Annotated in this window: 12 protein-coding genes and 2 pseudogenes; 8 read left to right on the forward strand and 6 right to left on the reverse strand. The window is 71.9% G+C overall.

Going from position 1 to position 13,592, the window contains the following annotated elements; all coding sequences use genetic code 11:
- Positions 1–25: 25 nt before the first annotated feature.
- From IH68_RS0143710 to IH68_RS0143720, 3 genes are all read left to right on the forward strand, one after another.
- Positions 26–1,555, forward strand: a complete 1,530-nt coding sequence (locus IH68_RS0143710; protein ID WP_030947882.1) for a S8 family peptidase — start codon at positions 26–28, stop codon at positions 1,553–1,555.
- Between the two features lie 84 nt (positions 1,556–1,639).
- A complete protein-coding gene (locus IH68_RS0143715) occupies positions 1,640–3,004 on the forward strand; it encodes a CoA transferase (RefSeq protein ID WP_030947884.1) in 1,365 nt (454 codons plus the stop codon).
- Positions 3,005–3,103: 99 nt separating this feature from the next.
- Positions 3,104–4,114 carry a CopD family protein gene (locus IH68_RS0143720; RefSeq protein ID WP_030947885.1) on the forward strand — a complete coding sequence of 337 codons (1,011 nt, stop codon included), beginning with the start codon at positions 3,104–3,106 and terminating at the stop codon, positions 4,112–4,114.
- 3 nt (positions 4,115–4,117) lie between these two features.
- On the opposite strand, the gene IH68_RS0143725 is transcribed toward IH68_RS0143720, so the two are convergent.
- The 5 genes and pseudogenes from IH68_RS0143725 to IH68_RS0143740 all read right to left on the reverse strand — a co-directional run bounded on the left by IH68_RS0143725 (position 4,118) and on the right by IH68_RS0143740 (position 8,061).
- Positions 4,118–5,164, reverse strand: coding sequence for a zinc-dependent alcohol dehydrogenase family protein (locus tag IH68_RS0143725; protein WP_030947886.1), 1,047 nt, complete (start codon positions 5,162–5,164; stop codon positions 4,118–4,120).
- Between the two features lie 221 nt (positions 5,165–5,385).
- Positions 5,386–6,099, reverse strand: a complete 714-nt coding sequence (locus tag IH68_RS0143730) for a VIT1/CCC1 transporter family protein (protein WP_030947888.1) — start codon at positions 6,097–6,099, stop codon at positions 5,386–5,388.
- Positions 6,100–6,123: 24 nt separating this feature from the next.
- Positions 6,124–6,384 (reverse strand): annotated as a pseudogene (locus IH68_RS58715) (amidohydrolase); the annotation flags it as partial.
- Positions 6,384–7,264 (reverse strand): annotated as a pseudogene (locus IH68_RS50815) (SDR family NAD(P)-dependent oxidoreductase); the annotation flags it as partial. The pseudogenes IH68_RS58715 and IH68_RS50815, both read right to left, overlap by 1 nt.
- A complete protein-coding gene (locus tag IH68_RS0143740) occupies positions 7,264–8,061 on the reverse strand; it encodes an acetoacetate decarboxylase family protein (protein WP_030947891.1) in 798 nt (265 codons plus the stop codon). The pseudogene IH68_RS50815 and the gene IH68_RS0143740, both read right to left, overlap by 1 nt.
- Positions 8,062–8,242: 181 nt before the next feature.
- Between IH68_RS0143740 and IH68_RS0143745 the strand changes: the two genes are divergently transcribed.
- The 5 genes from IH68_RS0143745 (at position 8,243) to IH68_RS0143765 (ending at position 13,005) form a co-directional block, all read left to right on the forward strand.
- The gene (locus IH68_RS0143745; RefSeq protein ID WP_030947895.1) at positions 8,243–9,232 is read left to right on the forward strand and encodes a DEDDh family exonuclease; all 990 of its coding nucleotides are present in this window, start codon (positions 8,243–8,245) and stop codon (positions 9,230–9,232) included.
- An 80-nt stretch (positions 9,233–9,312) separates the two neighbouring features.
- Positions 9,313–9,546: a hypothetical protein gene (locus IH68_RS0143750; RefSeq protein WP_078912882.1), complete on the forward strand. Its 234-nt coding sequence runs from the start codon at positions 9,313–9,315 to the stop codon at positions 9,544–9,546.
- A gap of 49 nt (positions 9,547–9,595) precedes the next feature.
- A complete protein-coding gene (locus IH68_RS0143755) occupies positions 9,596–10,387 on the forward strand; it encodes an SURF1 family protein (protein WP_030947902.1) in 792 nt (263 codons plus the stop codon).
- 69 nt (positions 10,388–10,456) lie between these two features.
- A complete protein-coding gene (locus IH68_RS0143760) occupies positions 10,457–12,244 on the forward strand; it encodes a glycoside hydrolase family 15 protein (RefSeq protein WP_030947904.1) in 1,788 nt (595 codons plus the stop codon).
- Positions 12,245–12,249: 5 nt separating this feature from the next.
- Positions 12,250–13,005, forward strand: coding sequence for an SDR family oxidoreductase (locus tag IH68_RS0143765; protein WP_030947907.1), 756 nt, complete (start codon positions 12,250–12,252; stop codon positions 13,003–13,005).
- A gap of 3 nt (positions 13,006–13,008) precedes the next feature.
- On the opposite strand, the gene amaP is transcribed toward IH68_RS0143765, so the two are convergent.
- On the reverse strand, positions 13,009–13,587 hold the full coding sequence (amaP, locus tag IH68_RS0143770) for an alkaline shock response membrane anchor protein AmaP (protein WP_030947909.1): 579 nt from the start codon (positions 13,585–13,587) through the stop codon (positions 13,009–13,011).
- Positions 13,588–13,592: the final 5 nt, after the last annotated feature.

A 13,592-nucleotide genomic window follows, 5' to 3' on the forward strand; every position in this document is an offset into this window, starting at 1 on the left:
GCGAACGAACTGGAGACACCGACACATGACAGCGCCTCACCCGCGCTACCGCCGCACGATCGCGATCCCGCTCGGGATGGCGACGGCGACGGCCCTCGCGTTCCTGCCGAACGGCACGGCCGCGGCGGCGGACAGCGCGCCGGCGGCCACCACCGCCGCCGCCGCCGACGCGAGCTCGCTCAGCTACGTCGTCAACGTACGCCCCGGACACGGCGCTTCGGCGTATGTGAAGAAGGCGATAGCCGAGGCCGGCGGCACGATCGTGACGTCGTACGACGAGATCGGCGTGATCGTCGTCCACTCGGCGAACCCCGGCTTCGCCAGGACCATCCGCACGGTGCACGGGGTGGAGTCGGCCGGCAACACCCGCAACGCGCCACTGCCCGCCCAGTCGACGACCGACATGGGCGCGCCGAAGGCACTCACGGCCGAGGAGCTGAAGGGCGTTCAGGCCGCCGACGGGCAGGACCCGCTGGAGCCCCTGCAGTGGGATCTCGCCGCCATCAAGGCGGACAAGGCGCACGAGAAGTCGCTGGGCAGCCCGAAGGTCACGGTCGGCGTGATCGACACCGGCGTCGACGACACGCACCCCGACATCGCGCCGAACTTCAACCGGAGCGCCTCGGTCAACTGTGTGTCGGGCAAGCCGGACACGACCGACGGCGCCTGGCGCCCCAGCGCCTCGGAGAGCCCGCACGGCACACACGTCGCGGGCGAGATCGCGGCCGCGAAGAACGGCGTCGGCATGACCGGTGTCGCTCCGGGCGTGAAGGTCGCCGGCATCAAGGTGGCGAACCCGCAGGGCTACTTCTACACCGAGGCCGTGGTCTGCGGCTTCGTGTGGGCGGCCGAGCACGGCGTGGACGTCACCAACAACAGCTATTACACCGATCCCTGGTACTTCAACTGCACCGACGACCCGGACCAGAAGGCGCTCGTGGACGCCGTCACCCGGGCCGCGCGGTTCGCCGAGAGGAAGGGCACGGTCAACGTCGCGGCGGCCGGCAACGAGAACTACGACCTGGCGTCCGACTCGATCACGGACCCGTCCTCGCCGAACGACGGCACCCCCTCCGACCGGGTGGTCGATCCGGCCAAGTGCCTTGACATACCGACCCAGTTGCCGGGTGTGGTGACCGTGGCGGCGACCGGTGCGAAGGGCATCAAGTCGTCGTTCTCCAACCACGGTCTGGGCATCATCGACGTGGCCGCTCCGGGCGGCGACTCGACCCGATACCAGGCACCGGCCCCGCCGGCCACCAGCGGTCTGATCCTGGGCACTCTGCCGGGTGGCAAGTGGGGCTACATGGCCGGTACGTCGATGGCCTCGCCGCATGTGGCAGCGGTCGCCGCATTGATCAAGTCAACCCATCCACATGCCTCGGCCGGCCTGGTGAAGGCCCTGCTGTACGCCGAGGCCGACAGCACGGCGTGCACCGACCCTTACGACCTCGACGGGGACGGCAAGGTCGACGCGGTGTGTGAGGGGCCGAGGAACTACAACGGCTTCTACGGCTGGGGCACGGTGGACGCGCTGGACGCGGTGACGAAGTAGGGCGGAAGAAGCAGGGCAGAAACAGGACGCGACCTCCGGGCCGCCGTCCATATATTGATTCAGTCAATAGTGCATAGTGCAGTCATGACTGCAATCAACTTCGCATGGTCCGCTCTGGGCGGCGATGCCGCCCTTCTCCCGCGGGTGTCGACCGTAGTGCGGGAGGGCGCTCTCCAGGGGCGCCTTCCCGTACGGGAGTTGGCGCGGGCCTGCGTCGGAGCGTGCGCGCTGGCCGCTGCCGAGCTGGGGGCACGGCGGGGCGAGATCCCGAAGGTGCCCGGGGTGCGGGTGGACGACGGCGCCGTCGCCGCGGCCTTCCACAGTGAGCGGCATCTGCTGGTCGACGGGCGGGCGCCGGTCGGCTTCGCCCCGTTGTCGCGGTTCTGGCGGACGGCGGACGGCTGGGTGCGGACGCACGCGAACTATCCGCACCACCGGGCGCGTCTGCTGGAAGCGTTGGGCGCGCCGGACGACGTGGCCGCCGTCGAAGCCGCGTTGGCCGAGCGGTCCGCACGGGAGGTCGAGGAAGCGGTGTACGCGGCCGGGGGTCTGGCGGTGGCACTGCGGAGCCCCGAGGAGTGGGCCGCGCACGCACAGGCCGCCGCGGTGGCCGCGCGACCTCTGGTGGAGCGCGATCGGCTCGACTCCTCGCACGCGCGCGTGCTCGCCCCCGTGGACGGGTCCCCGCTGCTGCCGGCGGCCGGACTGCGGGTCCTCGACCTGACCCGGGTCCTGGCCGGACCGGTCGCCACCCGCACGCTCGCCCTGCTGGGCGCGGACGTGCTGCGCGTTGACCCCCCGCAGCTGCCCGAGCTGTCCGATCAGCACGCCGACACGGGCTTCGGGAAGCGGTCGGCGACGCTGGACCTGGCGGCCGACCGGCGCACCTTCGAGGAGCTGCTCGCAGCGGCGGACGTGGTCGTCACGGGCTACCGACCGGGCGCCCTGGACCGGTTCGGGCTGTCGCCGCACGCGCTGGCGGAACGGCGTCCCGGCGTGGTCGTGGCGCAGGTGTCGGCATGGGGCGCCTACGGGCCGTGGAGGGAGCGGCGGGGCTTCGACAGCCTGGTTCAGGTGGCCTCGGGGATCGCCGCCGTCGAGGGCTCCCCGGAGCAGCCGGGTGCGCTGCCCGCGCAGGCACTCGACCACGGGACGGGCTATCTGCTGGCGGCAGCGGTGCTGCGGGCGCTGACCGAGCAGTCGTACGAGGGCGGCAGCCGGTTCGTACGGCTGGCGTTGGCGCGGACGGCCGACTGGCTCGTGAACGGCATCGGGGCCGGTGCTGCGGGCGACGACTCGTACGACGGGCCCGGCCCCTGGCTCGCCGAGACGGAGAGCTCGCTGGGGCGGCTGCGGTACGCCCTGCCGCCGGTGTCCTTCGCGGGCGGGCCGGCCGACTGGGCGCGTCCGCCGGTGCCCTGGGGCACGGATCCCGCGCGCTGGGTCTGAGTCAGGGGACGCCCGAAACCGTACCCATGCGCAGAATGCCGTACCCCACTTGTCTTACTCCACTTGCCCGGTTCTGCGACGGCTGGCAACCATCGGGAGGTGACTTTGACGAAACCCAGGGCCGGGGAAGCCGAAGCCGGGGAGCCCGCACGGCGCCCCGGTGCCGGCCGAACCGTCGCCGTACTCCTCCTTCCGGGCCTGGCCGCGCTGATACCGCTGCTCGGCCCGTCCGCCGCGCTGCACGGCACGGGGGAGGCCGCCGCGCCCGGCGTCGGCGGCATCGGGCTGCTGCGGGCAGTGCTGTTCGCCGCGGTGTGCGTGCCGGTGGGCGAGTTGTTCGTGAAGCGTCTGGCCCGTTCGCTGCCCGGCGCTCCGGAAGCCGCGCCCCGAAGCTGGGTACCGTACGCGGCCGCCGCCGGTTTCGTCGCCGCACTGGGTCTCGCCTCGGTCGTGTCCACCGGCAACCTGGTGCCGCACAGCCTTGCCGACATCAACGTCGGCGGCCTCTACGACTCGCGGGACGGCAAGCTCGCGCTGGTCGAGGTCAACGCCTTTCTCGCGGTCGGCCTCTGCGCCCTCTCGCGCCGCCCGGCCACCCAGGTCTGGCCGCTGGCCGCGATCATCGCTGCGGAGGCCCTGCGCGCCCATCCCACGACCGAACACAGCCCGCTGCTCGGGGCGGGGCTGACGTTCTTACACCTGACGTGCGCGACGCTGTGGACGGGCAGCCTGCTGCACACGCTGCGGACGCTGCGCCGGTGGGGCCCCTGCGAGACGGGTGCGGCCCTGTTGGGGCTCTACGCGCGCGTGGCGGCCGTTCTGCTCGCCGCCATCACCGCGACCGGGGTGTGGAGTTCGCTGCGCCGCATGCCGTCGCACACGATCCTGGACCAGCTGACGACGACGGCGTACGGGCGCACCCTGCTCGCCAAGGTGATCCTCGTGGTCACCGTCGCCCTGCTCGCCCTGTGGGCGCGGATCCGGCTGCGTCGCGCCGCCGACCCGCTGACCGCCTGCTTCCCCGCGCGCATGGAGGTCGCCGCCCTGGGCGTGGTGGTCCTGGTGTCGGGGCTGCTGACGGCGCTGCCGCTGCCGATCCGCTGGTCGTGACGGTCAGTCGTTGATGACGAGCACCTTGAGGGCCGTGCGCTCGTCCATCGCCTTGTAGCCGTCGGGGACGCCCTCCAGACCGACCGTCAGGTCGAAGACCGGTGAGGCGTCGACGGTGCCGTCGAGGACGTCGGGCAGCAGTTCCGGGATGTAGGCGCGGACCGGTGCGACACCGCCGCGCAGTGCGATGTTCCGGTCGAACATGACGCCGAGGTCGACTCCGGTGCCGCTGCCGTGCGGCACGCCGACGAAGCCGATCGCGCCGCCGTCGCGGGTGATGTTGACCGCCGTACGCATGGACTGTTCGGTGCCGACGGCTTCGACGACGGCGTGTGCGCCCTGTCCGCGGGTGAGTTCGCGTACGGCCTCGACGGCCGCGTCGCCGCGTTCGGCGACGACGTCGGTGGCGCCGAAGCGGCGCGCGATGTCGGTGCGGACCTGGTGGCGGCCCAGGGCGATGATGCGCTCCGCGCCCAGCCGCCTGGCGGCGAGCACCGCGCACAGGCCGACGGCTCCGTCGCCGACGACGGCGACCGTGGCTCCCGGGCGGGCGCCCGCGCCGAGGGCCGCGTGGTGGCCGGTGCCGAGGACGTCGGAGAGGGTCAGCAGGGCGGACAGCAGGTGGTCGTCGGACGCGGCGTCCTTGGGGAGCTGGACGAGGGTGCCGTCGGCGAACGGCACGCGCACGGCCTCGCCCTGGCCGCCGTCGTGTCCGACGGAGCCCCAGAAGCCGCCGTGCTCGCAGGAGGTGGTGAGGCCCTCGCGGCAGTAGTCGCACACGCCGTCGGACCACATGAAGGGCGCGACGACGAGGTCACCTCGCCGGATGTTCGAGACCTCGCTGCCGGTCTCCTCCACGACACCGAGGAACTCGTGCCCGATGCGCTGCCCCGGCTGCCGGGCCGCCTCGCCGCGGTACGCCCACAGGTCGCTGCCGCAGATGCAGGCGCGCAGCACCAGCACCACGGCGTCGGTGGGCAGCTGCACCACGGGCTCGGGCACGTCCTCCACACGCATGTCGTACGGGGCGTGGATGGTGGTGGCGCGCATGGCGAGGGTCCTTCTCGTGCGGTGTCGTGGGTGCGCTCGGGGGGTGGTCGGGCGCACTTCACCGTACGCCGCCGCGGACGCCCGCCGCTCGCCGAGGGCGCCGCGGACCAGCAGGAACCGGGACCTGAGCGCTCCGCATTGCTGTGCGCGCGCCCCTTCAGGGCGCTGCCGCTGTGTCTACCTGCGGCTCCGCCGCGGGCAGCGGAATTCTCCCGAGCTGCTCAGACCCCGGCCGCCCCCAGCAGCGCCCCCGCCGCGTAGGTGACCCCCATGGCCAGGGCCCCGCCCGCGACGTTGCGCAGCACGGCCTGCCCGAGCCGGGCGCCACCGAGGCGTGCGCTGGTCCAGCCGGTGAGGGCGAGGGCGCCCAGTACGGAGACCACGGTGACCGGGAGCCGCCAGTCCGCGGGCGGCAGCACGATCGCCAGCAGCGGCAGCAGCGCGCCGACGGTGAACGCGAGGAAGCTCGCCCACGCCGCATGCCAGGGATTGGTCAGCTCGTCGGGGTCGATGCCGAGCTCCACACGCGCGTGCGCCCTGAGTGCGTCCCGTTCGGTCAGCTGCTCGGCCGCCTCCCTGGCCACCTCGTGGGACATGCCCCGCTCCTGGAGCAGCCCGGTGAGTTCCTCCAGTTCGGCCTCGGGCTGTTCGCGCAACTCGCGCCGTTCCAGGGCGAGCGCGGCCATCTCGGAGTCCCGCTGGGTGGAGACGGACACGTACTCCCCGGCGGCCATCGACATCGACCCGGCCAGCAGACCCGCCAGCCCGGCGGTGAGCAGGGCCGAGCGGTGGTCCGTCGCGCCGGCCACACCGACGACGAGACCCGCGGTGGAGACGATGCCGTCGTTCGCGCCCAGCACGGCCGCGCGCAGCCAGTTCAGCCGCTCGCCCAGTGAGCCCCCGTGGGCCTCGCCGGCATGCGTTGGTTCCATCACATCGGGAGGATCCCACTGCGGGCGTCACCACACCCGTACCGACGCTCCCCGGGCGAACGCCGGGCTCGTCGCGTCCGCCGGCGGTTCGGTCAGCGGCTGCGCCGGCTCCGCCACCGTCGGCCCCACCTTCGCCGCGATCGGGTCCCGCAGATCCAGGTCGAAGCCGTGCACGCGCGCCGCGTTGCCCCCGACCATGGCGGCGACCTCGTCGCGCGGCACGCCCGCGTAGGCGGCGCGCAGGCCCTCCCTGGAGTACGGGTAGGTCCCCTCGTCGTGCGGGTAGTCGCGCGGTGGAGCATCGACTCGGCACGCGCGCGGATCTGGGCGTCGCTGTGCTCGCTCGCCGGCAGCAGCCAGAAGCGGTCCGCGCGGATGCCGTCCACGACGAGCTCCGCGACCTCCTCCACGGGCGTGAACCACACCTCCCGGCCCGCCGCGCGCATCGCCGCCTCCCACTGGCCGAGGCTGCGGTACGGCGTCCTGCGCGGCCGCTCCTTCGCGTACCGCTCGGGCCTGTTGCGGTGCGACTCCCACAGGCCGGTGCGCAGCATGTGCGGCCCGGGGAAGAGCACGGACGCGCCCACGCGCGCGTGCTCCGCCCTGAGGTGGGCGTACAGGGACTCGGTCATCGTGACGACGGCGGTCTTGGTGACGGCGTACACGGAGGCGGTGGGCAGCGGGGCGATGCCGCCGTCGCAGGAGGACGTGTTGACGACATGACCGGGTTGACCCGACTTGATCATCCGTGGCAGGAACGCCTGGACGCCATGGAAGACGCCCCACACATTGACGGCGAACGCCCACTTCCAGTCGTTCGGTTCGTGCTCCCACATGCGGCCCTCGGCACCGGAGCCGACCCCGGCGTTGTTGCACAGGACATGCACGGCGCCGTACGTCTCGTACGCCGACTCGGCGAGGTCCAGGACCTCCTGACGCTCGCCGACGTCGACCACGCGCGCGTGCACGTCGGCACCCTCGGCGCGCAGGTCCGCGGCCGCCTTCTCCAGGGCGCTCTCCTCGACGTCGGCGAGGACCACCTTCAGGCCCTCGCCCGCGAACCGCCGGGCCATGGCGAGCCCGATCCCTCCCCCACTGCCTGAAGGGCGTGGGCGGTGCCCCCAGCCGCCCCGGTGACGACGGCGACCTGTCCGGCCCGGAGTTCCATTACACCCGCCCCTGTGGAGGCGCGTCGAGGATCTGCCCCGGATCGTCGTAGCGCTGGTGGATGTACGGCAACAGGGCTTCCGGGCTGACCCGTTCGACGACCTTGCCGCGCTGGTCGCTGGTCTTCTCACCGATGGTGATGTCGACGAGCCGGAGGACCGGGAGGTCGGCCACCGGGTCGTACATGGACTCGCGCAGGACGACCTCCCCGGTGACCCGCTCCAGCCGGCGCACCTTCTCGTTGCGCAGGCAGTGGACCAGCACCGGATCGACGTCGAAGCCCGAACCGTCCACCGCGGGAAGGAACTTGAAGTAGAAGTCGGTCTTCCGGCTCCGCTCCGGCAGCGGCAGCCGGCCGCTCACCGCGCCGCGCACCTCGACGAAGGCGATGCCGTGCCGGGCGAGGGAGGCATGGACGACGAGGCCGTCGCGCTCGACCGTCACCTCGCCCAGCTTCTTGGGCTCCCCGAAGACCTCACGGCCGCCGGTGAGGGCCCGCTCGTGGGTCATCGGCATGACGAGCGGGTACCAGCCGTCGACGCCCGCGTGCGAGGCGGCCACCGCGAACGAGCCCGCGCCGAGCGGGTGTCCGGACAGGTCGACCCTGCTGATGTTCACCCGGACCAGGGGCCGGCCCGTGGGTTTCAGGGGCGGCGGCAGCACCGCGGCGAGCGCGTCCGGGTCGGTCTCCCACTGGGCCACCACACCGGTGGACCAGATGTCGGGAAGCCTCGCGGCCGCTGTGCGCGCGGCGGCGATCTCCGCCTCGGTCCGTGCCCCGTACCGTACGCGTGCCATAGCCGTACCGCCCTTCCGTCGGCCGTCACACGCCGGGCGGGCAGCACGCTTGCACCGGCTGCCGAAAAGGTCCATAGCCGGGGGCACAGACATTCGCGCCATTCGCGGCACTCGAACAGAGCGGCGCGGAAGGCCACCTGACGGACAGGACTGTCAGTGCCGGCCCGTATCCTCAGGGACCATGCTCGAAGACCTTCCGACCGCAGCGTCCTCCCCCACAGCGTGGCCGGCCGCGTATCCGCAGGGATACGCGGTCGTTGACGTGGAGACCACCGGCCTGGCCCGGGACGACCGGATAATCTCCGCGGCCGTCTACCGGCTGGACGCGCGCGGCGAGGTCCAGGACCACTGGTACACGACGGTCAACCCGGAGCGGGATCCGGGGCCGGTGTGGATCCACGGCCTGACGAGCGAGGCGCTCGAGGGTGCGCCCCTCTTCCAGGACATCGCCGAGGAGTTCGCGACCCGGTTGGAGGGCCGGGTGCTCGTCGCGCACAACGCGGTCTTCGACTGGCAGATGATCGCGCGGGAGTACGCGCGCGCGGAGCGCGAGGCGCCGGTGCGGCAGCGGCTGTGCACCATCGCGCTCTCCAAGGAGCTGGGCCTGCCGCTGCCCAACCACAAGCTGGAGTCGCTGGCCGCCCACTTCGGCGTCGTGCAGCAGCGCGCGCACCACGCGCTGGACGACGCGCGCGTGCTGGCGGAGGCGTTCCGGCCGAGCCTCGTGGCCGCGGCGGCCGGGGGCGTACGGCTGCCGCTGCACGAGTGCCGGCCGCTGACGGAGTGGGCGGACCGGCCCGCGCCCCGGATCGGACAGCAGAGCGGGGGCTACGGCAGCTATCGGCCGAGCAGTTGGCGCCCCTCCCGCAAAAGGCCCGTATGCCCATATCCCAACCCGGGTCGCTATGAAGACGGCAAACCACTCAAGCAGGGCATGCGGATCGCCTTCTCCGGGGACACCTCCGTGGAGCGGGAGCTGCTGGAGGACCGCGCGGTCGAGGCGGGGCTGCATGTCGCGACGAGCCTGTCCCGGCTGACCAGCCTGCTCGTCACGAACGACCCTGACTCGGGTACGTCGAAGGTGGTCAAGGCCCGGCAGTACGGGACTCCGGTGGTGGACGAGGCGGCGTTCGGACAGCTGCTCAGGGATGTGGAGCCCGCCGACGGATGACCCGTACGGACGGGTGATTGCCACGCGACTCGCCCGCCGCCCGCTCGCCCGCGCGGCGGCGACGGCTCACCCTGTGGCGCATGGCGACCTGTGAAGTATGTGGCAATGACTACGGAATGACCTTCGAGGTGCATGCGCAGGGAGCGGTGCACGTCTTCGACTGCTTCTCCTGCGCGATCCACCGCATGGCACCCGTGTGCGAGCACTGCCGTGTGTCGATCATCGGGCAGGGAGTCGAGGTCGACGGCCAGTGGTTCTGCGGAGCGCACTGCGCCCGCGAGGAGGGCAAGGTGGGCATCGTCGACAAGGTGTAACCCGCTACCCGCCCGTATGCGCCCCACGACCGAGTTGTACGGTCGTGGGGTGTACCGCTTCCTGTTGTCCCGGCAGTGGGTGATCCTCACCCTGATCGCCCTCCTCCTGATCCCCACGATGATCAGGCTGGGCATCTGGCAGAAGCACCGCTACGAGATGCGCACCGCCCGCAACGACCTGGTCTCCGCGGCGCTGCACGCGAAGCCGGTCCCCGTGGAGCAGCTCACCTCCCCCGGACACGCGGTCACCAGCACCGACAAATACCGCACCGTCACCGCGACGGGCACCTTCGACACCGCCCGCGAGGAAGTCGTCAGGCGCCGCACCAACTCCGACGACGAGGTCGGCTTCCATGTCCTGACCCCGTTCGTCCTGACGGACGGCAAGGTGGTGCTGGTCAACCGCGGCTGGATCCCGGCGAACGGGGCACAGACCACCTTCCCGAAGATCCCCGCGCCGCCCGCCGGCAAGGTCACCATCAAGGGGCGGCTGAAGGCCGACGAGACGACCGCGGCGAGCGGCATCAAGGAGATCAAGGGGCTGCCGGACCGGCAGGTCATGCTGATCAACAGCGAGGAGCAGGCCCGGCGGCTCGGGGCCACGGTCCTCGGCGGTTACATCGAGCAGACGGCGCCGGAGGCGAAGGGCAACAGCCCCGAACAGATCTCCGACCCCGGCAGCGAGGACGCCCCGCTGAACTACGCGTACATGATCCAGTGGTGGCTGTTCGCCGCCGGTGTCCCGGTGGGTTGGTGGGTGCTCGTACGACGCGAGCGCCGTGACCGGGAGGAAGCGGCCGCCAAGGAACAGGCGCAGGAAGCGGAACCCGCAGCGGTGTAGCCACGCGCCGGTCACTCCCCCGGCCCCACCCCGGATTGCCCTGCGGCCCTTGTGGGAACCCGCAACTCCGTGCATCCCCGTATCGAGGACTACGCCCTCATCGGCGACGAACAGACCGCGGCCCTGGTCGGCCGGGACGGCTCGGTCGACTGGCTGTGCCTGCCCCGCTTCGACTCGCCTGCCTGCTTCGCCAAGCTGCTCGGCGACAAGGAGAACGGCCACTGGCGCATCGCACCCAAGGGCGCCAAGGGCCACTGCACCCGCCGCGCCTACCGCCCCGGCACCCTCGTCCTGGACACCGAGTGGGAGACCGCCGAGGGGGCGGTGCGCGTCACCGACCTGATGCCGCAGCGCGACCACGCCCCCGACCTCGTACGCGTCGTCGAGGGCCTGCACGGCAAGGTGACCGTCCGCAGCACGCTGCGGCTGCGCTTCGACTACGGCTCGATCGTGCCGTGGATGCGCAAAACCAACAGCCACCGGGTGGCGATCGCCGGCCCGGACTCGGTGTGGCTGCGCACCGAACCCCCGGTGCACACCTGGGGCGAGGACTACGGCACACACTCGGAGTTCACCCTGAAGAAGGGCGAGAAGGTCGCGTTCGTCCTCACCTGGCACCCCTCGCACCACCCGCGTCCGCCCCAGATCGACCCGTACAAGGCGCTGCACACCAGCGTGAAGGACTGGCAGAAGTGGTCCGCCGCATGCCGCTACGACGGTCCCCACCGCGACGCCGTGCTGCGCTCCCTGCTCACTCTCAAGGCCCTCACCTACGCCCCGACCGGCGGCATCGTCGCCGCCCCCACCACCTCACTGCCCGAGGAGCTCGGCGGGGTGCGGAACTGGGACTACCGCTACTGCTGGCTGCGCGACTCCACCCTCACCCTCGGCGCGCTCCTGGCGTGCGGCTACCACGAGGAGGCCGAGGCGTGGCGGAACTGGCTGCTGCGCGCGGTCGCGGGCGACCCGGCCGACCTGCAGATCATGTACGGCCTCGCGGGCGAGCGGCGGCTGCCCGAGTTCGAGCTGTCGTGGCTGTCCGGCTTCGCGGACTCGACGCCCGTGCGGATCGGCAACGAGGCCGTGAACCAGCTGCAGCTGGACGTGTACGGCGAGGTCCTGGACTCGCTGTCGCTGGCCCGGAGTTCGGGCCTGTCCGCCAAGCCGCACACGTGGGCGATCCAGGCCACCCTGATGGACTGGCTGCAGGCACAGTGGCGACAGCCCGACGAGGGGCTGTGGGAGGTGCGCGGCGGCCGCCGCCAGTTCGTCCACTCCAAGGTCATGGTGTGGGTGGCCGCCGACCGTGCCGTGCGCACGCTGGAGGAGAACCCGAAGCTGCGCGGCGACGTGGACGGCTGGCGCGCGCTGCGCGACGAGGTGCACCGCGAGGTGTGCGAGAAGGGCTTCGACACCGAGCGGAACACGTTCACACAGTCCTACGGGTCCCGCGAACTCGACGCCGCGCTCCTGCTCATCCCGCGCGTGGGCTTCCTTCCGCCCGACGACCCGCGCGTGATCGGCACCGTCGACGCGATCCGCGAGGAGCTGGGCCACGACGGCTTCCTGCGCCGCTACAGCACCGACGAGACGACGGTCGACGGGCTGCCCGGCGACGAGGGCACGTTCCTGGTGTGCTCGTTCTGGCTCGCGGACGCACTGCACATGACGGGCCGCAAGAAGGAGGCACGGGAGCTGTTCGAACGGCTGGTGGGGCTCACCAACGACGTGGGTCTGCTGGCCGAGGAGTACGACCCCGTGGCCGGCCGCCAGCTCGGCAACTTCCCGCAGGCCTTCAGCCACGTCGGTCTGGTGAACACCGCCCTCGCCCTGTTCGGGGACGACGAGGCAGGATAGGGGCCATGGATCTTGGACTGAAGGACCGGGTGTACGTCGTCACGGGGGCCACGCGGGGCCTCGGCAATGCCTCCGCGCGTGAGCTCGTCGCGGACGGCGCGAAGGTGGTCGTGACGGGGCGGGACGAGAAGCGGGTCGCCGACGCGGCGGCCGAGCTGGGGCCCGATGCCCACGGGGTGGCCGTCGACAACGCCGACCCCGAGGCCCCGGCGCGGCTGATCGCGGCGGCCCGGGAGAGGTTCGGCGGTTTCGACGGCATCCTCATCAGCGTGGGCGGGCCTCCGGCCGGGTTCCTGGCGGACAACACGGACGACCAGTGGCGTACGGCGTTCGAGTCCGTCTTCCTGGGGGCCGTGCGGCTTGCCCGGGAGGCCGCCATGCAGTTGGAGGAGGGCGGTGTCATCGGGTTCGTGCTGTCGGCCTCGGTGTACGAGCCGATTCCCGCGCTCACCATTTCCAACGGGCTGCGCCCCGGGCTGGCCGGATTCGCCAAGTCCCTCGCCGACGAGTTGGGGCCCCGGGGAATCCGGGTCGTGGGTCTGCTGCCCTCCCGTATCGACACGGACCGGGTCCGCGAATTGGACGGACTGTCCGCCGATCCCGAAGCCACGCGTACCGCGAACGAATCCCGTATTCCACTGCGGCGTTACGGCACACCGGAGGAGTTCGGGCGGACGGCGGCTTTCCTGTTGTCCCCCGCCGCTTCCTATCTGACCGGGATCATGATCCCCGTCGACGGCGGAATGCGGCACGGATTCTGAAGGTCAACTGACCCTCTCCGCACGGTGCTTGACGCCCTTCATCCGCACCTCGGCGGGAAATGCGGCGAGACCCGCGGAATTGCGTGCGTGCATCAGGGCCCGGGTCGTGAGCTCGTGCAGGGCCGTTCCCGGGTCCACGTGCGGTTCCAGGAGGAGTTGCACGCGCGCCTCGGGGGCGGTACGGCGGCCGGTCAGATGGGCACGGGCATGCGCCACTCCCTCCAACTCGCCCGCCTCGCTCGCCAGTACGCCTTCCAGGGCCCGGCCCCGCAGCAGCGCGCCCTCGCCGTCACCGGTGTCCACCAGGACCTCGGCGAGGCGGCGTCGGCGCAGGACCGCGGTCAGCCACCACAGGGCGAGCAGGACCAGGACGGCCAGTACGGCGATGACGGTGGGCCACCACCAGCCGGAGCCCTGCCAGCGGGTGCGTTCGGCGTCGCTGAGCAGGACGTCGTGCCGGCCGTCGTGGATCCACCAGGACGGGGGCGGAGCGCCGAGCCCGACGGCCAGGACCGAGCCGCCCAGCAGGAGCAGGGCGAGTCCGACGATCCCGATAAGTACCCGGTTGACGATCCTGAGCATCGCCC

The sequence above is a fragment of the Streptomyces sp. NRRL S-646 genome (assembly GCF_000720765.1).
GTDB lineage: Bacteria > Actinomycetota > Actinomycetes > Streptomycetales > Streptomycetaceae > Streptomyces.